At 71.8% G+C, this 26,930-nt stretch carries 29 protein-coding genes and 1 pseudogene; 20 read left to right on the top strand and 10 right to left on the bottom strand.

The window, feature by feature from the left end:
- Positions 1-46 precede the first annotated feature (46 nt).
- On the top strand, positions 47-715 hold the full coding sequence (locus tag OG730_RS00980; protein WP_327302280.1) for an NADPH-dependent F420 reductase: 669 nt from the start codon (positions 47-49) through the stop codon (positions 713-715).
- Positions 716-1,017: 302 nt separating this feature from the next.
- Here OG730_RS00980 and OG730_RS00975 read toward each other — a convergent pair whose 3' ends face one another.
- Positions 1,018-2,160, bottom strand: coding sequence for a hypothetical protein (locus tag OG730_RS00975; protein WP_327302279.1), 1,143 nt, complete (start codon positions 2,158-2,160; stop codon positions 1,018-1,020).
- 448 nt (positions 2,161-2,608) lie between these two features.
- Between OG730_RS00975 and OG730_RS00970 the strand changes: the two genes are divergently transcribed.
- Genes OG730_RS00970 through OG730_RS00960 form a run of 3 tightly spaced genes read left to right on the top strand, consistent with a single transcriptional unit; the run spans position 2,609 to position 3,653 of the window.
- On the top strand, positions 2,609-3,016 hold the full coding sequence (locus OG730_RS00970) for a hypothetical protein (protein ID WP_327302278.1): 408 nt from the start codon (positions 2,609-2,611) through the stop codon (positions 3,014-3,016).
- 52 nt (positions 3,017-3,068) lie between these two features.
- A complete protein-coding gene (locus OG730_RS00965; RefSeq protein ID WP_327302277.1) occupies positions 3,069-3,248 on the top strand; it encodes a hypothetical protein in 180 nt (59 codons plus the stop codon).
- Between the two features lie 42 nt (positions 3,249-3,290).
- Entirely contained in the window at positions 3,291-3,653 is a 363-nt protein-coding gene (locus OG730_RS00960) for a hypothetical protein (RefSeq protein WP_327302276.1), read from the top strand.
- A gap of 93 nt (positions 3,654-3,746) precedes the next feature.
- Here OG730_RS00960 and OG730_RS00955 read toward each other — a convergent pair whose 3' ends face one another.
- The gene (locus OG730_RS00955) at positions 3,747-6,620 is read right to left on the bottom strand and encodes a hypothetical protein (protein WP_327302275.1); all 2,874 of its coding nucleotides are present in this window, start codon (positions 6,618-6,620) and stop codon (positions 3,747-3,749) included.
- 311 nt (positions 6,621-6,931) lie between these two features.
- Here OG730_RS00955 and OG730_RS00950 point away from each other — a divergent pair, with 311 nt between their 5' ends.
- Positions 6,932-7,156: a hypothetical protein gene (locus tag OG730_RS00950; RefSeq protein ID WP_327302274.1), complete on the top strand. Its 225-nt coding sequence runs from the start codon at positions 6,932-6,934 to the stop codon at positions 7,154-7,156.
- 54 nt (positions 7,157-7,210) lie between these two features.
- Here the strand turns inward: OG730_RS00950 and OG730_RS00945 are convergent, their stop codons facing one another.
- Positions 7,211-7,588: an STAS domain-containing protein gene (locus tag OG730_RS00945; protein WP_327302273.1), complete on the bottom strand. Its 378-nt coding sequence runs from the start codon at positions 7,586-7,588 to the stop codon at positions 7,211-7,213.
- Positions 7,589-7,822: 234 nt separating this feature from the next.
- Here OG730_RS00945 and OG730_RS00940 point away from each other — a divergent pair, with 234 nt between their 5' ends.
- The gene (locus tag OG730_RS00940) at positions 7,823-8,356 is read left to right on the top strand and encodes a hypothetical protein (RefSeq protein WP_327302272.1); all 534 of its coding nucleotides are present in this window, start codon (positions 7,823-7,825) and stop codon (positions 8,354-8,356) included.
- 548 nt (positions 8,357-8,904) lie between these two features.
- Here OG730_RS00940 and OG730_RS00935 read toward each other — a convergent pair.
- Entirely contained in the window at positions 8,905-9,372 is a 468-nt protein-coding gene (locus OG730_RS00935) for a GNAT family N-acetyltransferase (protein WP_327302271.1), read from the bottom strand.
- Between the two features lie 254 nt (positions 9,373-9,626).
- Between OG730_RS00935 and OG730_RS00930 the strand changes: the two genes are divergently transcribed.
- The 4 genes from OG730_RS00930 (at position 9,627) to OG730_RS00915 (ending at position 12,688) form a co-directional block, all read left to right on the top strand.
- Entirely contained in the window at positions 9,627-10,037 is a 411-nt protein-coding gene (locus OG730_RS00930; RefSeq protein ID WP_327302270.1) for a GntR family transcriptional regulator, read from the top strand.
- On the top strand, positions 10,034-10,900 hold the full coding sequence (locus OG730_RS00925; protein WP_327302269.1) for an ABC transporter ATP-binding protein: 867 nt from the start codon (positions 10,034-10,036) through the stop codon (positions 10,898-10,900). The genes OG730_RS00930 and OG730_RS00925 overlap by 4 nt, the downstream gene beginning before the upstream one ends.
- Positions 10,897-11,769: an ABC-2 membrane transporter-related protein gene (locus OG730_RS00920; RefSeq protein WP_327302268.1), complete on the top strand. Its 873-nt coding sequence runs from the start codon at positions 10,897-10,899 to the stop codon at positions 11,767-11,769. The genes OG730_RS00925 and OG730_RS00920 overlap by 4 nt, the downstream gene beginning before the upstream one ends.
- 139 nt (positions 11,770-11,908) lie before the next feature.
- Complete coding sequence (locus OG730_RS00915; RefSeq protein ID WP_327302267.1) at positions 11,909-12,688, top strand: hypothetical protein; 780 nt, start codon at positions 11,909-11,911, stop codon at positions 12,686-12,688.
- A gap of 337 nt (positions 12,689-13,025) precedes the next feature.
- On the opposite strand, the gene OG730_RS00910 is transcribed toward OG730_RS00915, so the two are convergent.
- Together OG730_RS00910 and OG730_RS00905 are read right to left on the bottom strand one after the other, a co-directional pair.
- Positions 13,026-13,928, bottom strand: coding sequence for an aminoglycoside phosphotransferase family protein (locus tag OG730_RS00910; RefSeq protein ID WP_327302266.1), 903 nt, complete (start codon positions 13,926-13,928; stop codon positions 13,026-13,028).
- A gap of 402 nt (positions 13,929-14,330) precedes the next feature.
- Positions 14,331-14,936, bottom strand: a complete 606-nt coding sequence (locus OG730_RS00905; protein ID WP_327302265.1) for a DUF4232 domain-containing protein — start codon at positions 14,934-14,936, stop codon at positions 14,331-14,333.
- A 427-nt stretch (positions 14,937-15,363) separates the two neighbouring features.
- Here OG730_RS00905 and OG730_RS00900 point away from each other — a divergent pair, with 427 nt between their 5' ends.
- Complete coding sequence (locus OG730_RS00900; RefSeq protein WP_327302264.1) at positions 15,364-15,900, top strand: RICIN domain-containing protein; 537 nt, start codon at positions 15,364-15,366, stop codon at positions 15,898-15,900.
- On the opposite strand, the gene OG730_RS00895 is transcribed toward OG730_RS00900, so the two are convergent.
- Together OG730_RS00895 and OG730_RS00890 are read right to left on the bottom strand one after the other, a co-directional pair.
- Positions 15,867-16,118, bottom strand: coding sequence for a hypothetical protein (locus OG730_RS00895; RefSeq protein WP_327302263.1), 252 nt, complete (start codon positions 16,116-16,118; stop codon positions 15,867-15,869). The two genes, OG730_RS00900 and OG730_RS00895, sit on opposite strands and share 34 nt — an antisense overlap.
- A gap of 209 nt (positions 16,119-16,327) precedes the next feature.
- Positions 16,328-16,624: a hypothetical protein gene (locus OG730_RS00890; RefSeq protein WP_327302262.1), complete on the bottom strand. Its 297-nt coding sequence runs from the start codon at positions 16,622-16,624 to the stop codon at positions 16,328-16,330.
- Positions 16,625-16,691: 67 nt separating this feature from the next.
- Here OG730_RS00890 and OG730_RS00885 point away from each other — a divergent pair, with 67 nt between their 5' ends.
- The 9 genes and pseudogenes from OG730_RS00885 (at position 16,692) to OG730_RS00845 (ending at position 25,410) form a co-directional block, all read left to right on the top strand.
- Complete coding sequence (locus OG730_RS00885) at positions 16,692-18,110, top strand: MFS transporter (RefSeq protein WP_327302261.1); 1,419 nt, start codon at positions 16,692-16,694, stop codon at positions 18,108-18,110.
- Positions 18,100-19,614: a pyridoxal phosphate-dependent decarboxylase family protein gene (locus OG730_RS00880; RefSeq protein ID WP_327302260.1), complete on the top strand. Its 1,515-nt coding sequence runs from the start codon at positions 18,100-18,102 to the stop codon at positions 19,612-19,614. Before OG730_RS00885 ends, OG730_RS00880 begins: the two co-directional genes overlap by 11 nt.
- 134 nt (positions 19,615-19,748) lie before the next feature.
- A complete protein-coding gene (locus OG730_RS00875; RefSeq protein ID WP_327302259.1) occupies positions 19,749-20,300 on the top strand; it encodes an ATP-binding cassette domain-containing protein in 552 nt (183 codons plus the stop codon).
- Positions 20,297-20,971 (top strand): annotated as a pseudogene (locus OG730_RS44205) (YhgE/Pip family protein); the annotation flags it as partial. The gene OG730_RS00875 and the pseudogene OG730_RS44205, both read left to right, overlap by 4 nt.
- Positions 20,972-21,494: 523 nt before the next feature.
- On the top strand, positions 21,495-22,499 hold the full coding sequence (locus tag OG730_RS00865; RefSeq protein WP_327302257.1) for a YhgE/Pip family protein: 1,005 nt from the start codon (positions 21,495-21,497) through the stop codon (positions 22,497-22,499).
- Between the two features lie 30 nt (positions 22,500-22,529).
- On the top strand, positions 22,530-23,012 hold the full coding sequence (locus OG730_RS00860) for a WapI family immunity protein (protein WP_327302256.1): 483 nt from the start codon (positions 22,530-22,532) through the stop codon (positions 23,010-23,012).
- A gap of 419 nt (positions 23,013-23,431) precedes the next feature.
- Positions 23,432-24,184 carry a peptidylprolyl isomerase gene (locus OG730_RS00855; RefSeq protein WP_327302255.1) on the top strand — a complete coding sequence of 251 codons (753 nt, stop codon included), beginning with the start codon at positions 23,432-23,434 and terminating at the stop codon, positions 24,182-24,184.
- A 406-nt stretch (positions 24,185-24,590) separates the two neighbouring features.
- Complete coding sequence (locus tag OG730_RS00850) at positions 24,591-25,055, top strand: SCO4651 family lipoprotein (protein ID WP_327302254.1); 465 nt, start codon at positions 24,591-24,593, stop codon at positions 25,053-25,055.
- A 136-nt stretch (positions 25,056-25,191) separates the two neighbouring features.
- Positions 25,192-25,410 carry a hypothetical protein gene (locus OG730_RS00845; RefSeq protein WP_327302253.1) on the top strand — a complete coding sequence of 73 codons (219 nt, stop codon included), beginning with the start codon at positions 25,192-25,194 and terminating at the stop codon, positions 25,408-25,410.
- A gap of 129 nt (positions 25,411-25,539) precedes the next feature.
- Here OG730_RS00845 and OG730_RS00840 read toward each other — a convergent pair whose 3' ends face one another.
- Positions 25,540-25,899 (bottom strand): hypothetical protein, encoded by a 360-nt coding sequence (locus tag OG730_RS00840; RefSeq protein ID WP_327302252.1) that lies wholly within the window; start codon positions 25,897-25,899, stop codon positions 25,540-25,542.
- A gap of 386 nt (positions 25,900-26,285) precedes the next feature.
- Positions 26,286-26,555 (bottom strand): hypothetical protein, encoded by a 270-nt coding sequence (locus OG730_RS00835; protein WP_327302251.1) that lies wholly within the window; start codon positions 26,553-26,555, stop codon positions 26,286-26,288.
- Positions 26,556-26,930 lie beyond the last annotated feature (375 nt).

Below are 26,930 nucleotides of genomic sequence, written 5' to 3'. Positions count from 1 at the left end.
TTCCACCCACCTCACCCCCCCCCAATACCGCAAGGAGCATGACCACATGACCAGCATCGGCATCCTGGGCGCCGGCCGCGTCGGCACCAACCTCGCCCGCAAGCTCTCCGCAGCCGGGCACCACGTCACCGTCGGCGGCCGAGGCCCCGAGGGCACCACCGCCCACACCACCGCTCACAACACCGCTCACCCTGCCGGGCCCGCCCCGCGGATCGCCTTCGCAGATCAGCGCACCACGGCCCTCACCTCGGACATCGTGATCAACGCGACGCCCGGCGACAGCTCCCTGGACCGCCTCGCCGACCTGCGCACCGAACTGGTCGGCAAGATCCTCATCGACGTCTCCAACGCCACCCGCAACGACGGTGACGGCCTGCCCGGTGACCTGTGCTACCCCGGCAGCAGCCTCGCCGAGAGGCTCCAGGCCGCGCTCCCCGACACCCGCGTGGTCAAGACCCTGAACACCATGCTCTTCATGGTCATGACCGCCCCCGAAATCCTGGCCACCCCACCGACCGCCTACCTTTCGGGCAACGACCAGCACGCGAAGGCAACCGTCACCGGCCTCCTCGCCGATCTCGGCTGGCAGCCCGAACGCATCGAGGACCTCGGCGGCATCACAACGGCCCGCGCCACCGAGGCCATGATCCTGGTCGTGCCCCACATCCTGCGCCGACACGGGTTCAAGCCCTTCGCCGTCTCCCTGGCCCGCTGACCCGCTGACCCGCCAAGACCGGGGGCGTCGGGCGCAGGCGAGGACACCTGCCGAGGCGCGCGGCGAGGTGCTCGCCGCCACTCAGCCCCGCTGTGATCCGGCGTCGCCCGCCGGCCCCGGCAGGTCGGACCGCCGGTTTCCGGGAACGGACCACTCTCGCGCCGACGTTGCCCGCCCCGATGCGCACGTCGTCGGCGAGGAGCCCACGTCGTCCGCCGACAACTCGTGCAAGCCGCCCGTCTGTCCGTAGACGCCGACGTGCCCCTCGTTGCGTGGTTCGGGCAGCGGCGAATCCGACCGGGTCAGGCGTCCTCCGTCCGGCCCGTCCGGTCCGTCACCACCCGCAGGGTCGCGGCAGCCGCGACTCCCGCCACCAGGCCCCAGGTCAGGGCGGCCGGTACGCCGCTGCCGAGGGCGGCGAGCAGGCGCGGAGCCCCCCAGGGCGCGCCCGAGTCGGCGGCCTCCATGAGGACCTGCAGCAACTGGCTCGCCAGCAGGCCCAGGACGGTCGCGCAGATCGCGCCCACTGCCATGGCCGGGACAGTGACTCGGGTGAGCAGCCCCGGCAGCCTGCGCAGGGCCCCCCACACCACGGCGAGCAGCACCACGTCGGGCACGCGGTTCAGGAGCCAGTCGCCGATCGACCCGCCCTCCGGACCCGCCCATGCGCCGAGCAGCAGCCACAGCCGCAGGAGGTCGCCGGGATCGGACAGCAGCCCGGAGGCCGTGGAGGCCTCCTGGATGGCGGCGGCGACCGGGTGGTACGACAGGACCACCAGCGACACGGCGATCAACGAGGTTCCCACGGTGGCGGCCAGCCGAGCCGCACGCGCCGGTACGACAGCCTGTGGCAGCGGGCCCGCGCCCTTGACGGTGACCCGCGCCAGGAGCACCGTGACAGCCGCCGCGAGCAGGGCGGCCACCACCAGGACCTGGGCTCCGGAGGCGATCACACTCGCGATCTGGGGGAGGAAGCGGTAGCTTCCGTGTCCTTGCCCGGCGATCAGCCAGGGCGCGGAGACGGCCCGCGCCAGCATCCCGGCCACCAGCCCCCAGGCCCACACGGCGAGCAGCGCCGCCCACACGCGGCCGCGCAGCGGCGGCAGCCTGCGGACCAGGAGGAGCGCCCCGAGGACGAAGAAGGCGAATACCGCACCGAACCGGATCTGGATCGCGGTCTGGTACAGCGAGAGATAGCGGCCCGAGTCGCCGGCCCCGACCGCGTAACCGCCGCCGTCGACTGCGCTGTCTGCACCGTCCGCGCCGGGGGGATCATACGACCAGGGGGCGAGCCAGTGTTCGAGCTCGCTGGCGGTATCGATGCCGAGGACGCGGCTGCTGCCCGGCAGATGCAGGGCCGCCGCGCTCGCCCCCGCCCACCACAGGACCGCCGCCAGGAGCAGCCCTCCGGCCAGTGCCGGTATCGCCGCGCGCCGGTATGTCATGTACTGCCCCCGCTTGGTCGTGCACCCCGTGTGCTTCCTGATCAGCGGGAGAGTACGGGGTGGCGACGACACGGCGGAAAGGCGCCCCGGCACTGTCCACCTGCGAACAAGGATGACGCCTCAAGGCCCGGCGCTCCACCGCGTGCCCCCTCCGCGGACAACGAACGGGCCTTCGCCCAGGCCCGCCTGTCCCTGGGCCGCGGCCTGCGGGATCTCGGCGAATACCTGCCCGCGGCGGAGGAGTTCCTGCGGCTGGCGGACACCGTTGCCGCATGGGAAGACGGCCGCGCGGTCCACACCATGGTGGCGGCGGAAGCGGCCGTCACGCTGGCGATGGCCGACCGATGGGACGCGGCGACCGCGGCGTACGAGCGCGGTCGCCTCGCACGCCGAGGCGCCGAACCCGTCGCTGATCATCCACATGATGTGCCGGTTCGCGCGTCTCACCGTGTCGGCGAGGGAAGCCGAAGGCCTGGACGCGGCGCTGGTGCACCTCGCGCGGGCGGACGCGGTCCGCGCCGGAGTACCCCAGGACGCCGAGGACTTCGGGCACTGGTACGAGCGCGGCACCGTGCACTATCGCCGGGCCTGTGTCCTGGCGGAGGTCGAGCGCTACGAGGAGGCCCTGCCCCAGGCGGAGGCGGCCATCGCGGCCCACGAGGAGGGCGGCGAGCACGGCGAGGTGCCGCGCGCCGAAGCGGTACGGATGGCCGCCCTGATCGAAGGCAAGGGCCTCGGCCACTTCCAGGAGGCGGTCGGCCGCCTCACCACGGCGGCCACCCGCTGCCGCGCCGCCGGTCTCACCGAGGCCGCCGACATCCTGGAAGCCCTCCGCCAGGACTACCTGCGCCGCTGAGGAACTGGGCCGCATCATGACCGGCACGGAACCCAGGGGGGGGAAGCACACCATGACGAACGAGCAGATACTCGCGGTCTGCCGCAGCAACTGGGAGTACCGGGGGATCGACGACGCGGCCGTACGGGAGATGTTCGAGGAGCTCTCCTCGCGCCTGGAGGACGCCCAGGCGGCCGGCCGTACGGCGCAGAACGTCGTCGGCCGGGACGTCCGCGGCTTCGCCGCGGCATAGGCGCGGGCACGGGCCCCGCTCCCGCGCCGGGCACTGCGCACCGTGTCCCTGGCCCGTTTCGTGATCGGCTGCGTCCTGCTGTTCGCCTACCTGCGGCGCTGGACCACCACGCTCGCCGTAACCCCCGACCACCTGGCCTTCTGGACCGTCCTCGGTGTGGCCTCGGTCGGCTGGGAGCTGCGGAGGGGCAGCCTGGGCCTCGGCGCGAACTGGGGCCTCGCCGCCGCCCTGCCCGCCGCGATCCTCACCAGCCTGTTGGCCGGTGACGGCGTGCTGTTCACACTGCCCCTGTGGGCGACTGCGGTCCTGCTGCTGCCCGGGCTGCCGTACGCCGTCGCCGACGCGCGGGCCAAGCGGAGCGGCCCCTCCGCCGACGAGGTCGCCGTCGGCCTTCCAGGCCAGTGACGAGGCCAGTGCCGAGGCTCCCCGTTCGGGAGCTCTTCGCGTGGTTCGTGCAGGTGGCGTACTGACACGGTGCTGAGAGATCGCGGCCGGGCGTCACACGAAGCCGGGACTCCCGCTTCCGGCGCCGCCGGGGCCGGGCGCTTCGGACGCCTCAGCCGTGACGGGCAGGCCGACGCGGCGGAGCCGGTCCGTCGAGCGGACTCCGGTCGGGCGGACTCCGGTCGGGCGCGGCGGGAGCGTGGCAAGGGCCGACAACAGGCCCTCCCATGCCTCGGTATGACCCGCGTCGACGGCGCGCCGGTAGGCCTCCCGCGCCTCGGCCATGCGCCCGGAGCCGGCCAGAAGCGGTCCGAGCGCCGCGAGCGCGGCCGTGTCACCGGCCGCCGCCCCGCGCAGGTAACAGCGCTCCGCGCCCGCCGTGTCGCCGCCGTCCTCGCGCACCCGGCCCAGTGCCGTCCAGGCCTCCACCGCGCCCAGGTCGACCGCGCGCCGCACGGCCCGACGGGAGCCCGGACGGTCCCCGGCGCGTTCGCGCATCCGCGACAGTGCGCCCCAGGCCAGTGGCGATCCGTGCTCGGCGGCGTGCTCGGCGGCCGACTCCGCGGCGTCCGGAGCCCCCTCCAGTTCGCGCGCCCGGGCAAGGCTGGTCCACGCCTCCACACCACCCACGAGGCCGGCCTCCCGAGCCGCCTGATCGGCACCCGGCAGGTCGCTCCGGGACTGCCGTAGTTCCGCGAGCGCCGTCCACGCATCGCCGTCACCGGCTCGGGCCGCCAGAGCGGCCCACTCCTCGGCCGCCGGCCGGTCGTCCGCCCGCTCGGCCATCAGGGCCAACCGGGACCAGGCGGTCGACATCCCCAGTCTGACGGCCGCACGGTACGCGGCGGCCGCCCCGGCCGGGTCGCCGTCCGCCTCCCGCAGCCTGGCCAGGACGGCCCACCCCTCGGCTTCCCCCACGGCGGCTCCGAGGCGCGCCGCCTCCTGAGCCGCCGAACGGTCCTCGCCGTTCCAGTGGAGCCGTACGAGGAGCGGGTGCGCGGCCGTCATCCCGGCCGCGGCGGCCCGCTCGGCGTGGCGGACCGCCGCGGCACGGTCGCCGTCCCGTTCCGCGAGCCGGGCCAGGCCCATCGTTCCCCAGGCGTCCCCCAGTGCCTCGGCCCGTTCGAGGGGCCGTCGTCCCCCGGACCGGTCGCCGCGTGCCTCCCGGATCCGGCCGAGCACGCGCCAGACCACCGTGTGACCGGCGGCAGTGGCCGCCTCGGCGACCGCGTCCCCGGATCCGTCGCCGCCCTCCCGGATCCGGGCCAGCGCCGACCAGCTCCAGGCGTCACCCAGCCCGGCGGCCCGCGCGTACGCGGCTTCGGCGACGACCGGTCCCGACGCGTCCTCACGGAACGCTCCCAGGGCCGCCCACGCGCCCGGGTCCCCGGCCGCGACGGCCTCGGCAGCCCCGGGACCGTCGGTGATCTCGAGCAGTACGGCCCAGGAGGCCCTGGCCCGCCCCGAACCGAGCTCCGCCGCCCGCTCGTAGAGGGACAGCGCGACGCCGTACCGCCGCCGGTCCGCCGCGGCCGTGGCCAAGGCGTGGGCGTCGTCTCCCGTACGCGCCCGGCGGGCCGCCTCCCAGAATCCGGCCGGTGGCACGCTGAGCGCCCGGACCCGGCGGGCGTGCTGATCGAGGTAGTCGTCGGGCCGGTAGCCGTCCGGGGCGCCCACCCCCGGGCGGTGCCGTTCGGCGATCAGCGCGGCCGGAACGGCACCGTGCGCCGTGGTCAGCGATTCCACGGCCTCCGCGAACCAGTCCGGGCCGGCCGTGGCCCGGGCCCGCGCGTCCAGGTACCCGGCCGCCGCCTCACTGAGGAACCGCGCCGGAACGGCGCTCGCGTGCCCCAGTCGCCGCGCGTCCAGGGCCGCGGTCAAGACGGCGTACTCGGCGGCGCTGAACCAGTGGTCCGGCCCGCTCTCCCAGCGTCCCACCAGAGCGGGGCCGGACGTGAGGTGCTGCAGCATCCGTCCGCTGGAGCCGGCCGCCCGCAGCGCCGCGGCCACCCGCGGATCCCGGGCCGCGGCACCCGTCAGCCCCGGCACCCGGGCGGGCAGGGTGTCCGGGACGTCGATGACGACGTGCCGCCCGGTGAGCAGGGCGCGGACGTGGTGCCCCGCACCCGCCCCCGCCCCCGCCCCCGCCCCCGCTTCGGGCCCGGGCCCCCACCGGTCCTGACCGCCCTCGGTCAGCCGTCGCAGGTGCTCGGGCCAGATCGTGCCCACCACCGCGAGCGGAGCGACCTCCTCCATCAGCCGCAGCACCGCGCGGGCGGCCTCCTCGCCGCTCGCCCCCGACAGGTAGCGCTGGGTTTCGTCGAGCCACAGCACCGTCCGTCCGTCGATGCCGTTCTGCGCCGTCCACGCGGCCAACTCACGGGCGTCGGACGGGAAGAGCACCGGCCAGTCGGGCAGCGCTTCCCGTACGCCCTCCCAGGCGGCCCGGGTCTTTCCCGTCGCCGACCGGCCGACGAGCAGGACGAACACGGTGGACCCGGAGTGTGCGGCATGCCCGAGGCGGCGGCGCAAGGTCACGTCGTGCGGGCGCTCCAGGTACAGGGGCAGGGGGCCGTCGCCGGAGCCGTCCGTGTCCGGTGCCGGATGCACCCCGAGCCACAGCGGGTCCCAGCGGCCCGCGGGGCGGAGCGTCGTCCCCCGCTCCAGCCCGGCCCGCACCCACAGGGCCCGGATTTCGGTGTCCACGGCCGCCCGTTCCGCACCGGCCGCGGAGGCGAGTACGGCGGCCACCGAGACGGTGTCCTCGAGGGAGGCCAACTGGGCACTGCCGAGCAGCCGGTGAACCGTGTCCTTGGACGGCGCACCGGGCAACTCGTCGTCCTGCGCGACCAGCTCGGCGATCCCCACGACGGAGGGCGCACCGGCTGCCCGGTAAAGGGTGTGCAGCCGCAGCTTGAGCGTGCGCAACGGCCCCGGTGGCAAGCGCGGCACGGGCACCTGCCGCGGCCTGCGCATGGCCGACCGGGCGGCGGGGGAGCGGCCGTCACCACTTCCGGACGGGCCGCCCTGCCCGTCCGCCCCCCGTTCCCGCGTTTCTCGCCCCTTCGCCACTCCTCGCCTTCCATCGCAACCGGTCGCCTTCGTGCCGCCGACAGCACGGCCGCGGGGCCCTTCCGTCGCCACCGATCGCCACCCGTCCCGGCCCTCCGGCCGGGCCGCACGGTGGGTCTCACGGCTCGTCACCGACGTACGCCGTCCGTACCCACCAGGAGGTCCCCGTGCTCACCACCCTGCTGCTGTCCCTGGGCTCCCGAGCCGCCGTCTCCTCGCTGCGCACCGTCCTCGTGACCGTCCTGCTGCTGCCGGTCCTCCTGTTGGTGACGGCGGCGTGCCTGCCCGCACTGCTCGTCCTTCCCTTCCGTCCGTCCCGGGACACGCACGTCTTGGGCCTGTTGCGCGAGTTGCGGATCTTCACCGTCGCTCTGCTCCGCGGTGCACGGTGAACCGGCTCGTCTCACCTCCTGCGGCGCCCCCGTCCCCGGCACGACGCGCCGCGCTCAGCTGCCGGCTTCGAAGTTCGAGCGGGCCCGGGCCAGCGCCTCCAACGCACGCTCCACGGTGTCGTAGGTGGGTCCGCATCGGCTCAGCCGGATGATGCGGTGGGGCTTGCCCCGGCCGTCGTCGTGGCAGACGACCGCCAGGGCACCGCCGTGTGCGGCCGCCCGCTTGCGCGCACCGTGGAGGACGGCGACGCCGGATGTGTCCATGAACTCGACCCCGGTCAGGTCGACGACCAGCCATATATGTCCGAGGACGGTGAGTTCGGCGGAGAGCTCACGGAATAGAGGGTGGGTGAAGACGTCCAACTCGCCCTCCGCCACCACGTGCGTGACGTCATCGGGCAGATGCTCGTGAGACAGGCGCAGATCGTCCACCACCTCACGCTAGTCGACGACAGCCCGTTGCCAGAAGGTGCCGGACGGTGCCGGCACGAGAGACACCGGCTGCGCCGGATGGCTCAGCTGATGGTGGATCACAACACCGCATCGGTCGAGGTGAGTCCCGCCCGCCGGTGAAATCCTGGAAGAGCGTCTCGGCGAAGCGCCCGTCAAGCTCGAGATCGCCCCACTCGCGCACGTCAGCCACCTGGATTGGGAGAAGAGAACCCGATGACGCACCCAGCCTCCCGCAGAGCGGCCGCCGCCGCACTCGCCGTCGCCGCGTTGGTCGTCACCGGCTGCGGCCGGGACAGCCCGGGAGGCGACGCCAAGCCGGCGCCGGTCACGGCCACTCTCCCGGCCCGTACCCCCGATCCGGAGGCCCCCGGCACTCCGGACTCGATCGCCCGCGCCTACATGACCCTCAGCCATACGGTCACCGCCGCCGACGCGACCACCCCACACCGTCGCGCCGAGGCGTATATGACCTCGGACAACCCCGAGCGCGGTACCGGCCAGCGGGTCCACGACGCGCCCCCTCCAGGGGTCACCCGCCAACCCGCGGACATGAAGGTGTCCCTGGCCCGCCCGCAAGAGGACCGGCTGATCTACCGGGTCACTTACACCCCCGTCCTTACACGGGGCGGCAAGATCATCAAGACCGAGCCCGTGGTGACCACCTACGTGGTCTGCGACTGGCAGCCGAACAACACCTATCGCGTCTCCCGTGAGGACCCCGACATCAACCCCGAGATCGACAACTAGGACCTGTCCGGTCGATCACGTGCGGAGCCAGATGGCGAGGGCTGTGACGGTGGCGGTGCCGAGGTGGACATCACGGCGCTAGTCCTGCCCGGCGGCCACCGTCCGGTGCTGCTTCAGCCGGTTGATGACCGGCCGGCCAAGTCCTGGAGGAGCCGGCGCCGATCTTGATTCTGGCCGTGAGCGACCCGTTCGGGTGGCCGAGGTACTCCCACAGCACGCCGGCCTTGCCGACACCGAGCAGATCGGCTTCCTCGGCCCCGCCGAGCCGCCCCGGCGACAGGAGCTTCCCGGCGTAGATGTGGTAGCAGGTCCCGACCTGCTTGATCTTGGCGACGCGGCACGCTTCGCCGGCGTCCCCCGCGCCTGCCGCTCGGCCCGCTGGGCCTTCTGTACGGCACCGGCCGCGGCGGGTGCCTCGGCGGCGAACGCCGAACCCGCCACAACTCCTACCGCCACCACGGGAGACCCACGACACCGTACAAGGGCTGCACGGGCCCCGAAGAACGCGGCGGGCCGCGCATGGCGGTCACCAGGCGACCGGGCTGTCTTCAGGAAAGGGTGAGCAGCACTTCGTCGATCTCGCCGCCCCGTGCTTGGCCGAAGCCCCTTCCCTGCCCGGTGATGACGAAGCCGCACTTCTCCAGTACGCGGATCGAGCCGGTGTTGTCGGCTGCCGAGTGGGCACGCAACGGCCGAACGCTCACGAGATCGACCAGCGCCGTGAGCGCCGCCGTGGCGATGCCGCGGCCCCAGTGCTTTCGATCGATCCAGTACGTGACTTCGCGTTCGTCCGGCGGCCCGTACACCGCGGCGTGGCCGACCACCTCGTCGCCGGCGAGTACGGTGCGCATCAGGACATCGGGGTTGGAGCGGATCCTGGCCCAGTGGCTGTCGAAGTGCTCCCTGTCGTAGTGGTACTTCCTGGTGACAGCGGCCACGTGCTGCGCCTCGGGGTCGGAGAGATGCCCCCAGAAGACAGGCAGGTCACTGTCGAGCACTTCACGCAGGGAGATCATCTCGGTGGTGGCTCCTGTGGCAAGTCCGGCACCCGGTACTGCGTCGAGTACGGCGTCCGAAAGCTGATCAAACTCATCGAGTGTACTCGTGGCCTGGGAAGACCGGTCCGGATCCCGTCCCACCGGACCCGCGGCTCCGCTCCCGAGCGCGATGAGTCGGGCCGCCTCGGCGCCGGTAGCGCCGGTACCCGAGCGCTCTTGACAGCCGGGACGCCCACACGTCACTCTTTCACTACTTCCCTAGTGAAAGGGGGATGGTCGACGTGATCGAGTACCGCATCGACCGGCGCAGTGGTGTGGCCACCTATCTCCAGATCGCGCAGCAGACCAAACAGGCCCTTCGCCTGGGCCTGCTGGAGCCGGGGGACCGGCTGCCCACTGCCCGTGAGGTGGTCGAGGCCCTTGCCGTCAATCCCAACACCGTGCTCAAGGCGTACCGGGAACTCGAACGTGAGGGGCTGGTGGAGGGCCGCAGAGGGCTCGGCACCTTCGTCCTGCGGACGCTGGGCGAGGGCGGGGCGGCAGACGGGGAACTGCGCACCGAGCTGGCGCAGTGGCTGGCACGGGCCAGGCTGGCGGGCCTCGAGCAAGAAGACATCACCGCACTGTTCACCTCCGTACTGAGCGGATCCGGCAGTGAATCGAACAGGGGGGACGAAGAATGACGGCAGGCATCGAAGCGCAAGGCCTCGGGCGGAGGTTCGGCCGCGGTGGCTGGGCCCTGAGGAATTGCTCTTTCAGGCTTCCCGCCGGCCGCATATGCGCCCTGATCGGCCCCAACGGGGCCGGCAAGTCCACCCTGCTGGCCTTGGCCGCGGGCGTGCTGAAACCCTCCGAGGGCACGGTGACGACACCGGCCCGCGAGGCCATTGCCTATGTCGCCCAGAACAAGCCGCTCTACCCGCGGCTGACGGTCGCCGAGACCCTCCGCATGGGCGCCGACCTCAATCGCGGCCGCTGGGACCCGGTCGCCTCGGGCAACGTGGTGGAGGCGGGAGACCTCGATCCGGCCCTACGCGTCCGCGCCCTGTCCGGGGGCCAGCGTTCGCGGCTCGCCCTCGCCTTGGCCCTGGGCAAGCGGCCCACGCTGTTGCTCCTGGACGAAGCGCTGTCCGACGTGGACCCGTTCGCCCGCCGCGAACTGATGGGGGCGCTGCTGGCGACGGCCGCCGAACACGGCACCACGGTCCTGATGTCCTCACACATCCTCTCCGAGCTGGAGGACGCCTGCGACCACCTGCTCCTGATCGACGGCGGACGCGTCCGGCTCGGCGGACCGGTCGACGGCCTCCTGCGAGCCCACGCCCTGGTAACGGGTCCGATCCGCGACCTGGCCCCGCACACCGTGATCTCCTCGCGCTCCACCGGGCGCCAACTCACCGCCTTGATCCGTCCGGAGGGAAGCGTGAACACCGGCAGGGACGGCTGGCTGGCGGTCGAACCCACCCTGGAGGAACTCGTGCTCGCCCACCTCGGCGCCCCCGATGCCCCGGTCCTGCTCACCCCGGCCGTGGAGGCGGCGGCATGACCCTCCTCGAACTGCGCGGACCCCTTCGCGTCACGGTCCGTCTGCACCGCCACGTCCTGTGGATCCCGTTCGCCCTGGTGCTGTCCGCCGCCATCGTCCTGCCCGCCGGTCGCTGGTACGTCCAGTCACTGGCGCAGGACTTCGCGGCGACCGGTTGCAGGGTGGAGAACACGGTGTCGGGCTGCGGCATCCAAGTCCGCGGCTTCCTCTCCCGCAGCTTGTACGTCCAGAAGATGTTCGACTTCGTCGCGCTGTCCGTCAGTGCGCTGCCCTTGCTCCTCGGCGCGTTCGTCGCGGGTCCGCTGATCGGGCGCGAGTTCGAGTCCGACACCTACCGACTCCAGTGGACCCAGTCGGTCAGTCCGGCACGCTGGCTGGCAGCGAAGCTCGCGGTGCCTGTCGCCGCCGTGCTCCTCGTCCTGCCGGTGTTCGTGCTGCTGACGGCCTGGATCCGCCGGGGAACGCTGGACACCTGGTACCCGATGCAGTGGTACGACCTCCCCATGTACGGGGCGATCGGTCCGGTGGCGGTGGGGTACGCCCTCCTCGGCATCGCCGTCGGCGCCCTGGCCGGCCTGCTGATTGGACGCACGCTGCCCGCCATGGCCGCGGCCGTGACCGCGGTCGGGATCGTCTGGGCGGTACTCCGTCTGCTCCGCCCCCGGCTCTGGCCCGCCCTCGAGGGCCTCCCGGGCGGCGGGAACCACTGGAGCCTTTCCGATGCGGCGGACCCGATCGGAACCGGAACCCGCTACCACCCGGAGTCTCACTTCTGGCCGCTGCAACTGGTCGAGAGCGCAATCCTGCTGACCCTCGTCGCCGCCGCGATCGTCGCCGCCTTCGCACTCCTGCGGCGCCGACACCGCTGACCGGCCGTAACCGGTCGCGGCCCGGCCCGGTGCCGCCCGAAGCAGCCCCGGCACAGTCTGTGCGGGCCCGGTGCGTCGATGCCTGATCGTAACTGCCTCCCCATGCGAACGCGCATGCGAGCACGCCTACGATTCCGGAATGATCACGCTGTCCGTCGACACCACTTCCCAGGCCTACGCCACCGGCCAGTCGGTGGGGGCACTCCTCGTCACCGCCGTGGCCGTGGTCTGCGTCTGGTTCGCCACCCGGGCCTGGCGCCGAGGTCCTGTGCCGACCTCTGCGGTTGAGGTCGAGCGGGCCGGCGCACTGGCCGTACGCCGAAGCAACATCGTGCGTGGCGCCCTGTTGGTCGTAGCCGCAGCGGGCCTGGTGCAGGCGCTCAGCTTCGAGGGTGAGCCGTCCGCCGCCGAAGCGGCTCCCGTCTCCCAGGCCCCCGCCGATGCGGGTGGGTCCCCGCCGGCCGAACGCGTCATCGACGCCGCCGCGGAGGTCGGTGCCTACCGTCTGCTCACTGGAGCGGAAGCGGCAGAATACGCTGAGTTGACCTCGGGGAAGGCGCCCTCGGGCAAGCGCTGGTTCTACGACGGCCCCGGCGAGGGGCCGGTAGGCGCCGTACTCCAGATCAACACCGTCGAGTGGGACGCGCGCCTGGCCAAGGAGAAGCGCTCGGACACCATGTCCCAGGAGCTGCGCAACTTCTTCGCCGGGGCGCGGGCCACCGAGGTCACCACCTTCGACGCGGGGTCCTGGGGCGGCAAGCTGAGCTGCGGCTTCCTCCCGAACGCCGGACACCAGATCGTGTGCGCATGGACCGACTCCGGTACCTCCGGCAGCCTGCTGCTGGCGGACGAGCAGGACCTCCCCAAGGCCTCCGAGATCGCCCGCCAGTTCCGCACCGCCTCGGAACAGCGCACCTGACACGCGGCGGTCCGGCCTCCGGCATCACCCGCCGGAACGGCTCCGACAGCTCCCACAGCTCATCCGGCACCAGCCGCTCAACCTTCGCCACCACGACCAGCAGCCCACCCAATCCGCCAAAAGAGATGACTTCTTAGAGCCCTGACCGACGAGGACGGCAGGTCGGGGTGGCTGCGATTGCCGGGGCAGTGGGGACTGCGGATGTGCCGGGGTATTCAGCGCCGCTTCGGGCAGACCGTGCACCTCGCCCCGACGGGCAAGCTCGACCTCCACACCACAACCGCCGTGAACGGGTGCGGCCGGTGCTTCACGGGGCCGAGGGACCCCTGCCCCGTGCCTATGTCAGACCGCCTTTCAGGACGCGATCGAGTGCTGCCCGGCCTGCGGGTCCCCAGGTCGGCTTGCCGCCTGGCAGGCCTCGGTCTCCGTTCTGGCCCATCAGCATGAGGAAGAGGCTCTTCAGAGCAGCCAGCCCGCGGGCGCGCCGGATCGTCGCCCCATCCGCCTGCGCGTATGCCTCGAAGAAGCGGGAGGCGGCGCCCGCGGGAAGGATCACCCAGGCGGCCGCGAGGTCCCACGCGGGATCGCCGGCGAACATGTCACCGAAGTCGATCACGCCCGAGAGCGTCCCGTCCGAGACGACGACGTTCGCGGGATGAAGGTCGCCGTGTACCCACAGCGGCGGGCCCTCCCACTCGGGCGCCGCGACGGCGTCGTCCCAGACGGATCGAACGTCGTCGGCGAGGTCGTCTGGGACGACGGCGTGGAAGAAGTGGTCGAAGCCGTCCGTGCATTTCTTGGGGTGATCGCCCCGGTCCGAACTGATCGGCGCGTCTTCGGGCGCCTCCACGTGGAGCGCGGTGAGGAAGGCCGCCAGAGCGTCGGCCGCGTCGGCGCCGCGGCCGATGGAGCACTGGTCCAGTGGCTCGCCGGGGACCCACGTCATGATGGTCCAGGGCTTCGGGAACCGCGCGGACGCCGCACCCATCCGTACGGGGTGGGGGACCGGCAGCGGCAGGCGCGGAGCCAGTACGGGCAGCCACCGGCACTCCTTGCGCTGGAGGTCCGGGGCACGTTCGGTACGCGGCATGCGCACGGCCAACTCGTCCCCAAGGCGCCACTGCTGGTTGTCCCACCCGCCCACTACTTCGCGGATGGCCAGCCCTGCAAGGTCCGGATGCTGCTCCTGCAGCAGGTCATGGACCAGTTCTGCGGTGATCTCGATCTCGAGGTCGGTCATACGAAGCCACAGTACTGACGCGGGCGCCTACCTCGGCTCCGCGCCTGACTTGCTGCCCGAGCCGGTAGCCGACGGAGGCACCTCGACGACAAAGAGCGGGAAGTCGGATCGGCTGAAAGGCACTGGAAGCCAGCGGTGGAGCCGTCGCCCTGGACGCCGAACGGTTCCCACGGGTGACGGAGCCGTACGTGGTGGCAGGCGATCCGATCACGTTCCTTGAGGCGATCACCGACCTCTCGACCAAGACGGGCCAGGCGCTCGACCGCCTCGCCGTCAGCGGACCTGTAGGCGGCCCGTCGGCTACGACGCGGCCGGCGCCGCGTGGTGGATGGAGAGCGCGGAACCCGGCGGAGCCCTGGGCATCCTTGGCGGATGGCGGCGACTGCCCGGGGAGCCGGACCGTCAGGACGTGTTGATGAAGTGCAGAGCCAGATCCGCAGAGGTCATCCAGTGGGTGATCTGGGAGAAGTCGCCTTCGCATACATATGACGTGCCGGGGAAGTCGATCTTGATCGACTCACCCTTCCTGCTCCCGGGATCGGTGTCCTGGAGCTGGACGGTGATGGTCCTCTCCGTCTCCGGTTGGAGCACATCCATGGAGCCGCGCTGGAGCAGGGCGGCGTACGTCTGCTTGCCCGGCGCGATGGTCTCGTACGCCGTCCAGGGTATCGGGGTGCTGTCCTTGACCTCGGTGGACAGGCGCTGGGAGTCGGCGATCAGGACGAGGGGGTAGCGGAACACCTTGCACGGCTTCTCGCTGGTGTTGGTGAGGGTGAGCAGGAAGTGCAGGCCGTCCCCCTCCTGGTCCTGGGCGCTGGCGATGATGGAGACGTCGACCGGGGCGCAGGCGGCGACCGCGGTCGCTCCCGGGGCGCCCGGCCGGGCCGTGGGCTTGCCGTCGCCCCCGCTCGGCGAGCACGCCGCGGACGTGAGCAGGGCGGTGACCGTCGCGGCCCCGAGGAGGCAGGACTTCCAGCCCCCGCGGCTCGTGCGGGTGGCAGGATTCATGGTGTTCCCCCGTTGTCGGCTCTGTGCGGCCGCTGTCGACTCCCGATGTTGAGTGCAGATCGCGAGCGTACGCGTAGGCGGCTCGCGCACCGCCCCCAACCGGCGAGGACGAGGTGGTGCATCCGTGCGATGCCCAGCGCCAGTAGGCCGCGACCAGCAGGGCATCGCCGAGGGGGCACAGGCCGAGGGCCACGTGTGGAGCGCGGACCCCGTACGGGACCTGGGTGCCCGCCGGAGAACGTTCCATCGGGACGTCAAGCACCTGGTGGTCCTCAGCGGGTCCTTCCGGGCGGCGTAAGGGTTCGGCCCCACCAGTTCCGCGCCGAGAGTCAGGGAACCCCGCGCTGATCGTCAAGTGCCGCGATCGACCCCTGTCTAGATTCTGTGACGTCCGACCAACGTCACAGACGTCATCCGGGGGAAAATCGTGATCACCATCAATCGAGCCAAGTCGCTCCGAAACCTTCTGGCCGTCGCGGGCGTCGCAGGCCTCCTGCTGGCCGCGGTTCCGGCTTCCTCCGCCTCGGCGGCGATCCCCGGCCACACCATCCGGAACTTCAACAGCGGGAAGTGCATGGAGGTGGCCGACTGGCGCACCGACAACGGTGCGCCGGTCCGGCAGTGGGACTGCACCGGCGGCGCGAACCAGAACTGGGCGCTGCTCTCCCAAGGCGACTCCTGGTACAAGTTCGTGAACGAGGCCAGCGGGAAGTGTCTTGAGATCGCCGACTGGCGTACCGATTTCGGGGCCCCGGCCCGGCAGTGGGACTGCACCGGCGGCGCGAACCAGCAGTGGCGGTGGGCCTGGTCCGACCGGGACGGAGACGGCATCTACACCCAGCACATCTGGAACCGGGAGAGTCTGCTCGTTCTCGAAATCCCGGCGTGGCGCACCGACAACGGTGCACCGGTCACGCAGTGGGGCTACAACTACTCGCCCAACTTCAACCAGGAATGGCTGTAGCGGGGGCCGACAGCCGGAGTTCGCCCGGTCTTCGCGGCTCCTGGGGGAGGGAAGCTCAGACCTACGGCGGCTGCGGCCACCAGTTCGCTGATGTGCTCCAGGCTGTTGGCCTGGAGGTAGGCCACCCGGGAGTCGGGGAAGGCGGCTGCCGCGAGGTGGGCCGGTGAGTCCCCGGGGAGGACCTGGACGAAGAGGCCGACGCCGCGTTCGCGGAGCACGCTGGTCGCCTCGTGCCAGCGGACCGGGCGCGCGATGGACCGGATGAGGTCGTCCCGTACGGCGTCCGCCGCGCGGAGGGTGCGGCCGCCCGCGTTTCCGGCGCATCGGCGGGCGTGGCGACGGCCTGCGCTATGGCGGCGCCGATGGAATGGCCGGCCTCATGGTCGGGGCGCACGCCGAGAGCACTCAGCGTCCGGAAGCTCGCCGCTTACGCGCTGAACAGGGCCAGCTGTGTGGCGGCGTTGGAACGCAGTGCCTCGGCCGTGTCCAGACCGCGGACGTCCTCGCCGAGGGCTTCGGAGAGCTCGTCGAGGGTCCGGCCGACGGCAGGATGGTCGGGCAGGTCGCGGAGCGTGCCGGGGCGCTGCTCGCCCTGGCCGGGGAAGAGCAGGGCGCAGGTTATCGGGGTTCCGGAGCGGGCGGGGGCGCCCAGTTCGGCGCAGGTCGCAGCAGGGCAGGTCGCAGCAGGGCGGATCGCCGCAGGTCGGGGCGGTCGGGTCCGCAAGCGGAGTTCATGCCGCTGTCATACTCACCCGTTGCCACCCCCTCGTCCGCTCGCTGATGATCTGCGCATGCCAGTAGACCTCCGTGCCCACCGCGCGCCGGCTCCGCCCCTGCCGCGTCGCGTGCGGATCGGGTACGGCCTCGGCTCCCTGTGCACCGGCACGTTCGCCACCGTGCCGGGGCTGATCCTGCTCTACTACCTGACCAACATCCTCGCGGTCCCGGCGGCCGTCGCCGGGGCGGCGGTCTTCCTGCCCAAGGCGTGGGACGTCCTGATCAACCCGCTGGTCGGCGTCGTGTCCGACCGCAGCCGGCTGCGCGGCGGCCCCCGCCGCCCCTTCTTGCTCATCGGTGCCTGCACCCTTCCCCCGCTGTTCGTCCTGCTGTTCGCGGCGCCTCCGCTGCGCGGTGCGGCCGCCGCCGGATACGTGGCCGTGGTCTTCCTGCTGGCCGCCACCGCGTACGCCGTCTTCCAGGTGCCGTACGTGACGATGCCCGCCGAGATGACCGAGGACCCCGCCGAACGCGGCCGGATCCTCAGCTGGCGCGTGGGCTTCCTGGGCGTCGCGATCCTGCTGTCCGGAGCGCTCGCCCCGGCCCTCGCGCAGGCAGACGGGGGCAGTCCGGCGAGCTACCGGCTGATGGGGGCCGCCGTCGCCGTGCTGCTGGCCCTCGGCATGTTCGGCGCCTGGTTCACCACCCGGTGGGCACCGCGGGCCGCCCGCAGCGAGTCCGAGCCTTCGTTGCGCGCCCAGTTGGCGACCGCCCGGTCCCACCGGCCGTTCCTCCACCTGGCCGGAATGTGGACGCTCCAGGCCCTCGCCGTCGGCGTGATGCTCGCCGGTGTGCAGTACTTCGCCACGTACACCCTCGGCTCGCCCTCCGCCGTCACCCCGCTCTTCGCCTGTCTGATCGGCCCCCTCGTCCTCTTCATGCCGCTGTGGAGCGGGCTGTCCCGGCGGTGGGGCGTGAAGAACGCGCAGTGGGCCGCCTCGCTGCTGTTCCTCGCCGGCGCCCTGCTGCTGGCCCTCACCCCGACGGCCGGTGCCGGTCTCGGCTACGCGGCGGTCGCGGTCGTCGGAGTGGCCTACGCCGGACTCCAGTTGCTCCCGCTGACCATGCTGGCGGACACCCTCGCCGCGGACGCGGCCCGCACCGGCAAGCGCCGTGCCGCTACGTTCACCGGGCTCTGGACGGCCGCGGAAACCCTGGCGTTCGCGCTCGGCGCGGGCGTCTTCGCCCTGGTCCTCGCGGTGACCGGGTTCCGCTCTTCCGACGCGGACCACCGGGTGGCCCAGCCCGAGGCGGCCCTCACCGGCATCGCGGCGGGCATGAGCGTGCTCCCCGCCGTCCTCACCGCCGCCAGCCTGTGGCTGCTGCACCGCTACCGCGAGGACCCCACCGGGGCCACCCCGCACGACCCCTCACCCGGACCCGTACCGTCCGCATCGCCCCGGCAGGAAGAGAACAACACCCGTGTCGACTGAATCCACCCGCGCCCTGCCGGGCGGCCGTACCCCGGACGACGTGCTCGCCGAACTGCGCTCCCTGCGGGAGGGCGACGCGCCCACCCGGGGCGGCCGGACCTTCGCCTACGTCTACGACGCCGGCCTGGAGGGCCTCGACGAGTTGGCCGCCGCCGCGTACACCGCGTACGCCACCGTCAACGGGCTCGACCCGACCGTCTTCCCGAGCGTCGCCCGACTGGAGAACGACCTGGTGGGCGCCGTCGCGGCGGTCCTCGGCGCGCCCGGCGCCCAGGGCACCTTCACCAGCGGCGGGACGGAGAGCATCCTGCTCGCGGTGAAGACCGCACGGGACCACGCGCGGGCCGTCCGGGGGATCAGCGCGCCGCAGCTCGTGCTCCCGTCCACCGCGCACGCCGCCTTCCACAAGGCCGCCCACTACCTGGGCCTGGAGAGCGTCGTCGTCCCCGTGGACCCGGTCACCTTCCGCGCCGACGCCGACGCCATGGCCGCCGCCCTCACGGACCGCACGGCGCTCGTGGTCGCCTCGACGCCCTCGTACGCCCACGGGGTCATCGACCCGGTGCCCGAGATCGCCGCGGCCGCGGCCCGGCGCGGCGTGCTCTGCCACGTCGACGCCTGCATCGGCGGCTGGCTCCTGCCCCACCTGCGGCGGGCCGGCCGCGAAGTCCCGCCGTTCGACCTGTCCGTGCCCGGGGTCACCTCGCTCTCCGTGGACCTGCACAAGTACGGGTACGCGGACAAGGGCGCCTCCGTCGTCCTGTACCGGGATGCCGAGCTGCGCCGGTACCAGTACTTCGCCCATGCGGGCTGGCCCGGCTACCCGGTGGTCAACCCGACGGTCCAGGGCACGAAGTCCGGCGGTCTGCTGGCCCAGGCATGGGCGGTGCTCCAGTACGTCGGCGAGGACGGCTACACCGCGTTGGCCGCCCGGGTGGCCGAGGCGTCGGACCGGCTTCTGGCAGGGCTGCGCGGGATCGAAGGCCTGCGCGTCCTGGGCGAACCCACGGCCGGGCTGGTGGCGTTCACGACCGGAGCTCCCCGGGGCGACGCCGCCGGTGCGCAGGGGAGCGGCGCGGAGCACGAGGAGGCCCCCGACCTCAGCCTCCTGCTGCACCTCGCCGACGAGATGCGGGAGCGCGGCTGGTACCTGCAGCCCCAGCTCTCCTTCGACGGCCTGCCGCCCAACCTGCACCTCACTCTGACCCCGGCCACCGTCGGCCAGGTGGACGCCCTGGTCACGGACCTCGCTGCCGCCCTCGCCGCGAGCCGCGCGCTCCCACCGGTGACCGTGGACCCGGGTCTCGTCGAGCTGGCCGCCGGGCTCGACCCGGAGACCCTCGGGCCCGACGAGATCGCCGGCGTCCTGGCCTTCGCGGGCCTCGGCGGCGACGGAAAACTGCCCGCCCGAACGGCCCCCGTCCTCATGCTGCTGGACGCGCTGCCGGGGCCCCTCAAGGAACGCCTTCTGGCGGAGTTCGTGGGATCGGTCTTCCGGGTCTGATCCACGGTTGCCGGTGAGCCGGGGGATCGTCGTCCGATAGGGATGAAATGCTCATAGGGAAAGCGGGGGTTGATATTCCTCACGGCGTGTCACGGTGAACGAAATCCGGACATAAATGCCCTTATTGTGTGCGAATGATCTCGCTAAAGGGTTTCTCGCTGATGGGACCGGAGGGGTCGGTATTCGGTCCCGTCGACGCCGAGATCCGTAAGGGGCAGTTGGTCGCGGTGGTGGGCCCGGGAGGTTCCGGCCGCTCCAGCCTGCTGATGGTCCTGGCCGGCCGGTTGAAAGGAGGCCGGGGCGAGGGGCCGCGCGCCGACGTGCGCGAGATCGCCTCGCTGGCCCGGATCACCGGTGTGGTGGAGACCGACGAATACCGCAAGGTGGGCCAACTCCTGCGAGACCAGGGCCTGAGCGGCGAACTCCCGGGCGACCAGGACCAGCGGTACAGCGAATTGTCCGCCGCGGACAGGCTGCGGATCGACGTCGGGCTGGCCCTGGCGTCGGGAGCCGAGGCGGTCTTCGTCGACGACGTGGACGACGGCCTGGTCCCCGCGGATCTGGAACGGGCCTGGAAGTACCTGCGCGAGGTCGCCGCCTCCGGCGTGGCCGTCGTGGCAAGCGCGTGCGCGGCTCCGGCCGACGTGGACTCCGTGATCGACCTCGGGCAGGGGGCGGCCGGATGAGCGCACTGCGGCTCGCCGCCGTCGAGCTCGCCCGGTTCACGACCGGCCCCCTGGTCCGCCGGCTGGTCCCCCTCGCGCTGGTTCTGCTGCCGACGCTCTACGGTGGGCTGTACCTGTGGTCCAACTGGGACCCGTACGGCAGGCTGAAGAACGTACCCGTAGCGGTGGTGAACCTGGACCAGCCGGTGACGGCGATGGGCAAGACCGTCGACGCGGGCAACAAGTTCGTCGAGGAGCTGACCCAGGACCACACCCTGGGCTGGCGGTTCGTCAGTGAGGACGAGGCCCGGCGCGGACTCGAGGACGGCACCTACTACTTCATCGTGACGGTGCCCCGGAACTTCAGCGCGGACCTGGCCAGCCCCCTGTCCCTGGAGCCCCGGCGCGCCCACCTCACCTTCCCCCTGAACGACGCGCGCGGGTTCACCATCGGAAAGATGGGCGAATCCGCCGAGCCGGAGCTGCAACGCCGCGTCAACTCCGCGGCCTTCAAGGCCTACACCCAAGGCGTACTGGGGAAGCTGCCCGAGCTGCACGACCAGATGACCAAGGCGGCGGACGGCGCGGCGAAACTCTCGACGGGCACGGGCACGGCGGTCGGTGGAGCCCAGAAGCTCGCCGACGGCATCAGCCAGCTCTCCGACGGCTCGAAAACCCTGGCCGACGGCGCCGGACAGGTGGCCGACGGCACCCAGCAGCTGGTCGACGCGGTGGACGAGGCCGTGGCGATGGCCGAGGGCGAGGCCGCGCACATCGCCTCCGCCGTCCGGGAGGGAGCGGGGGCGGCATCCTCGACGGTGGAAGTGCTGACCCAGCTGGCGGACAAGGCGGTCGTGGACACCGCCTCCGTGTTGACGACGGTCAAGCAGCTGTGCGCCGGAGACCGGGGACCCGTCTGCCGCGACGCGATCCAGGCGGCGACCACCGCGCACCGGACCACAGTGAAGGTCTCCAAGGACCTGCACGCCCTCCAGCGCCTCCTCACCAAGGCCACCACGGTGCCACCCACGCTCGAAGCGCTCGCGAAACTGCTCGTCACGGGCGAGAACACCGTGCTCACGATCTCTGACGACCTCACCAGAGCCACCACGAAGGCGGCCCGAGCGGCCGCCGCGGTCCACCGCCACGTCAAGCACAGGTGTGCGGGCGACCCCGGCCCGGTGTGCACCGGACTCGTTCGAACTGACGAAGGACGTGAAGATCGCGGCCGAATGGGTCGACACGTCCCAGCACCGGATCAACGCCGCCGTACGGCGCCTGGCGGGCATCGTCGACGAGGCCGCCGCCCGCATCACCGAGCTTCCGGGCACCATCGCCGAAGCGCGGGCACAGGTCCAGCTCCTCAACGACGGCGCACACCAGGTCGCGGACGGTGCGAACCTGCTCCGCGACAACCTGGGCAAGGCCAAGGACGGCGCGAACGAGCTGACGACCGGCTTGGTCCGGCTCAAGACGGGGGCGAACGAGCTGGCGAACGGACTCGACTCGGGCGTGAAGAAGATCCCCTCGATCCGTCCGGACCTGCGGGCCAAAATGGCCGACGTACTGTCCAACCCCGTGGAGATCCGCACCGACGTCGAGAACCCGGCCCACGTCAACGGCCGCGGCCTGGCCCCCTTCTTCTTCGGCATCGCCCTATGGGTCCTCGGGCTCCTCGGCTACCAGATCCTGCGGCCCTTCAACTCCAGGGCGCTGGCCGGGGACCTGCCCTCGACGACCATCGCCCTCGGGGGCTGGCTGCCGATCCTGGGCATCGGGGTCCTCGCGGTCGGCGTCCTCTACGCCGCGGTCGACCTGGGCCTCGGCCTCGACCCGCTCCAGCCCGTGCACACCGTCGGGATCATGGTGCTGGGCGCGGCGGCGTTCACTGCGATCTCCTACGCCCTCAGGGCCGCCCTCGGCGTGGTCGGCGGGCTGCTCTCACTCGTGCTGCTGATGCTGCAGCTGACCTCGGGGGGCGGCACGTACCCCGTCCTCACATCACCACAGCCCTTCAAGTCCCTGCACCCGGTTCTGCCGATGTCGTACCTGATCGACGGGCTGCGCGTCTCCATCTCCGGTGGCAGGGAACAGGACTTCTGGTTCGACGTGCTCATGCTGACGGGATACCTCGCGGGGGCACTCGCCCTGGCCGTCCTGATCGCCCACAACCAGCGCACCTGGACCTTCGGCAGGATGAAACCCGCCGTGGAGATGTAAGGCTGCGACGCGCCATGAGATCCTCTGACAGTGCTTTTGAATGATCATGTAAACAGCGTCGAGCTTCGCCCGCTGAGCTATCAGTTCGCCGCGGCCCAAGGTGACCGCTACGACGACAACTGGCTCGTCATCGGTGGCACGGTGAAGACTCCCGACGGAAGCTGGTCCTTCACCGATCCCGCTTTGCTGAACTGCGAGGCCCGCGAGGTCGGCGCGTGGATGCGTGGGGCCGCCGCGGGGACGGTGGCCGTGACGGGGCCCGATGCCGAAGGCTATTGGTCCCCGGATACCTGGTTCAACGAACCGGTCCTGGCCTTCAGCCTCGCCGACCGGGACGAAACCGGGGCGACGATTCGCCTCCACCTGTCCCTGGAGGCGAGACCGCCTTGGCACCAGGGCGAAGACGGGCCGGACATCTACCAGTACTTCCTGGAAGTGCGGGTGGACACAGCCGCACTGCTTCACGCGGCAGACCAGTGGGATCTTTCCCTGGCGTCCTTCCCGACCCGCTGACTTACGTTCGGAAGCCCGGGGAGGAGTTCTGCGGGTCCCCCGGTTCCGTCCGATCACCCGTGCCCCGCTCAACGAGCCGGTGTCGGTCCGGTGCGGGGTCCGGACGCGTGTGCAGAACCGTTTGTCTTCTGGGTCGTTGAAGGGCCGAGTTCCCTTGTGCGCACCCGTCGGCACCCCTGACCGTCCGATGTGCATGTGGGTCTTCATGGCAGCGGGGGTCGCGGGACAGGACCGTCCCTGATGCCGGGTGCCCGGTAATCCACCCCCCTCCTCGGAGTGCCGGGCGCCCACCAACGGATAGCGATGCGGCTTGAGCCGTCAGGCATCCGACGGCACCTCGGGGTCGGCCAGGCCGGCCTCCTGCCTCCTGCTATTCCCGCGGATCGACCCCGCGCCCTAGACTGCGACCGCTCCAGGACTTGGCGATCATCGAGAGGGCGTACGAGATGAAGCGGGCACTGATCAGCGCACTGGCGGCCGTGGGGTTAGTCGTGTCCGGGGGGAGCGTCGCCACCGCTTCCGAGGACGCTCCGCCGCGCACGACGCACGGCCCCTGCCAGTACACACAGACCCCGGACGAGCCGCCGGCGCGCTCCGTTCCGCTGCCGCCCGACCCGCGGCGCACCCCCAGTCGTGGCACGGTCGATCTGGCTGTTCCGACCAGCCAGGGCCCGCTCCCGCTGCGGTTGGACCGGGCCAAGGCGCCGTGCACGGTCCAGAGTTTCCTGCACCTGGCACGGCACGGGTTCTACGACCGTACGGTGTGCCACCGTTTGACGGCGTACCCGACGCTGAAGGTCCTGCAGTGCGGTGACCCCACCGGTACCGGTGAGGGCGGGCCCGGGTACAAGTACAAGGACGAGCTGCCGGTGGACCTGCCGCCGGCACCGACCGATCCGACCGGCGCGCGCCGCCTCTACGGGCGGGGCCTGCTGGCGATGGCCAACGCCGGTCCGAACACGAACGGTTCACAGTTCTTCGTCGTCTACGGCGATTCCGCGCTGCGACCGAACTACACGGTGTTCGGCACGGTCGGCGCCGACGGCCTGACGACACTCGACAAAGTCGCCGCCGGAGGCATCGAACCGACCGCGGAGGACCCGGCACCGGTCGACGGCGCACCCGTGCTGCGGACCGAGCTGCTCAGCGTCCGGCCGTCCTGCCGGCATTGACGCACCGCGGCGAGGCCACGTCCTCAATGTGACGACACCTACGGGCCCCTGGCGTTGGGCATCGCCGCGCTCGCGGAGGGGTCCCAGGGCAGCCATGCCGATGGCGTCGGCATGTACGACGCTCTGTCGCCGGTCTTCTCCAGGACCTTTGGCGCCGAGCCCCCGCAGACCCTGACACTGCGCTCGGACCGCGCCCAGGTCCCCTCCGCCGTATGTGAGCTGCGGATTCTTCCGTTCCGAAAGGGAATGGGGTGCCGAGCGCGATGTCAGAGGGGCGTGCGATGATCCTTCGACTTCGCGCCGGCAAGGGGAGGCCGGTGCACACGGCCGCCCCTGACGGAACACACCCGTGGGGGCGGCGCGTATCCGTGGGCACCACGAACAGACAGCATGCAGGGGTGGGGAAATGAGTACCAGGACGATGGCCGGTTTCGCGGTTGCGGCGGCCGTGGTGGTGGGGACGGCGGGCTGCTCGGCCGGGGCGGTCACGCAGAAGGCCGGTGAGAAGGCCGGCGAATCCGCCCAAGCGATCCTCGGGGCGCTGTCCCGCGCGTCCGATGAGGCCTCGCAGGCGGGCTCGGCCGACATCATCGCCACGGTGACGAGCCCGGACACCGGCGGCAAGCCGGTCACGATGAAGGGCCTCTACTCCTGGGGCGACGGCGTGGCGATGGAGACCGTGATGCCGGCCAAGGACCTCCAAATGGAGGAGATGGTCGAGGACGGCACCGTGACGATGCGCCTCGCGAAGGGCGCCTACTACTACGAGGTCGACCGGATCGAGGAGGGCCCGTACAAGGGCAAGACCTGGATCCGGGTGGAGATGTCCGCGGTCCTCGGCGAGAAGGGGGGCGTCCGCCGCACAGGGTGACCCGACGGAGGCCCTCAAGAGCCTGAAGTACGCGAAGACCGCATCCCTGATCGGCGCGGAAGGCGTCAACGGGAGGAACACCAAGCACTACCGGGCCTCGGTCCCCGCCGCGAAGATGGGAGCCGCCGCCAGCGACATGTACAAGCACCTCGGGGTGTCCGGCGAGATCGTGACGGACGTGTGGCTGGACGACAACGGGATGCCGGCACGGCTGAACCAGGCCATCGGCGCGGTGAGCATGACGATGGACTTCCTCTCCTTCGGGACCGCGAAGACCGTCGAAGTGCCCCCGGCCTCGGAGGTAGCGGACATGACCGCCTTCTACAAGGAGCAGAAGCAGGGCAAGGCAGCCTGAGCCGCCCCGGTCGGGACCCGTGCGGCCCTCGTCGGGGAGGCTCTGGCCGACCGGGTGCGGGTCCACTGGGTGCGGGTCGAGGTGATGCTGATACTGATGACCGAGGAGTGCCAGTCGGCTCGCCGAGCGTCACCGAGGCGTAGGCACCGGCTTGAGGACCACCGCCCCGAACCGCAGACGCTCCCGATCGAGACGCCACCCCAGCGCACCTGCCAGCTCATCGAGGCCCTCAAGCCCGAGTCCGCGGTAGGCGCTGACGGGAAGCGAAATCGTCGCGTCAGGGCCATGGGAACCTGGTCCGATGGCCCGCCGCAGGGCGAAGCCGGCACGCACCCGCCACTGCTCGGGGGTGCCGTTCAGCTCCAGCCTGTACTGGCGCCGGGACAGCAGCACGCTGTCCCCGTACGGATCCCTCGGCACGCCTTTCGGCGTCTTGCCGAACAACGGCGCCCCGCCGCCACCGGCGAATACCGATGCGACTACGGCCACGGCGAGACCTACGGGAACATAGATCCACTGCAGATGGAACTGGCATCGCAGCCCCCAGACCGAGCGCGGGGGCAGCGGTCCGTACTCGATGGTGCCCGACGTCCTCGCGCGCGAGTCCCCACCCATGAATAGCCCCGCCCCTCACCCCGACGTACTGCTACCTGCGTGGATCATGCCGTGGATCCGGTCGGTCTGTCCGGGCCTTGACCCCGGACTTTGAACACGTCCATGTGTGGACGGCCACTCATCTGTCGCCGAGCGGGTCGGCTACTGGACCGCCCCGGGGCGCCGCCGCCGATCAGCGTGCCAGGCCGGTACACGCGGACACGGCGGCCACGCTGCGGTCGCGTACGAGGCCTGCCGTTGAATCCGGTCGGCGCCCGCCGTCAGAGCTTGCCGAAGGCGACCCCGCGCCAGGTCCATCCGGCACCGAGGACGGCGTCCCGCGTCCGGTCCAACTGGGTCGTGGCGAAGAGGGTGCGCCAGGCCGGCTCCAGGATCCGCCACTCGGCCACCAGGTCGGCGCCCTCCGCGGGAGTGGCGACGCGCACCAGGTACGGCACGTCCGGCCCGTTGAGATGGTCGCCGACTGCGTAGCCCGAGCCGCCGACGGCATCCACGACCTTGTCGGGGTCGACGGTGAACTCGAGGCCCACGGTGCCGCCTTGCCGGGGGAGAGGCCCAGCTTGCCGGCGGGGTGGTATTCGCCGTCGTCCTCCTTGCGGAAGGCCGGCCTCGCCTCGGCACCGGGACCGTACCAGCCCTCCGCCGTCGAGCCGAAGCCGATCCCGCCGACCTGCGCTCCTCCGTCGGCCTCCGCTCCTCTGGCGACCAAGCCCTTCGCCCCGGCGAACGCCTTCCCGCTGAGCGTGACCCCGGCGCATCCCTCGGCCCGGCTGTAGGAGCCGACATGCCCGTAGTCGACGCGTCCCTCGACCAGGGCGCGCGCTCCCACGGAGGCCTCGGCCGCCTGCGGTGCGGTGTCGGTCGTCCCAGGGCCTTCACGCTCCGCGCCCTCGCGGGTACGCTCC

Source organism: Streptomyces sp. NBC_01298 (assembly GCF_035978755.1).
Classification (GTDB): domain Bacteria; phylum Actinomycetota; class Actinomycetes; order Streptomycetales; family Streptomycetaceae; genus Streptomyces.
The sequence above is the reverse complement of the archived record's forward strand: the minus strand, read 5'-3'. Positions and strand labels throughout refer to the sequence as shown.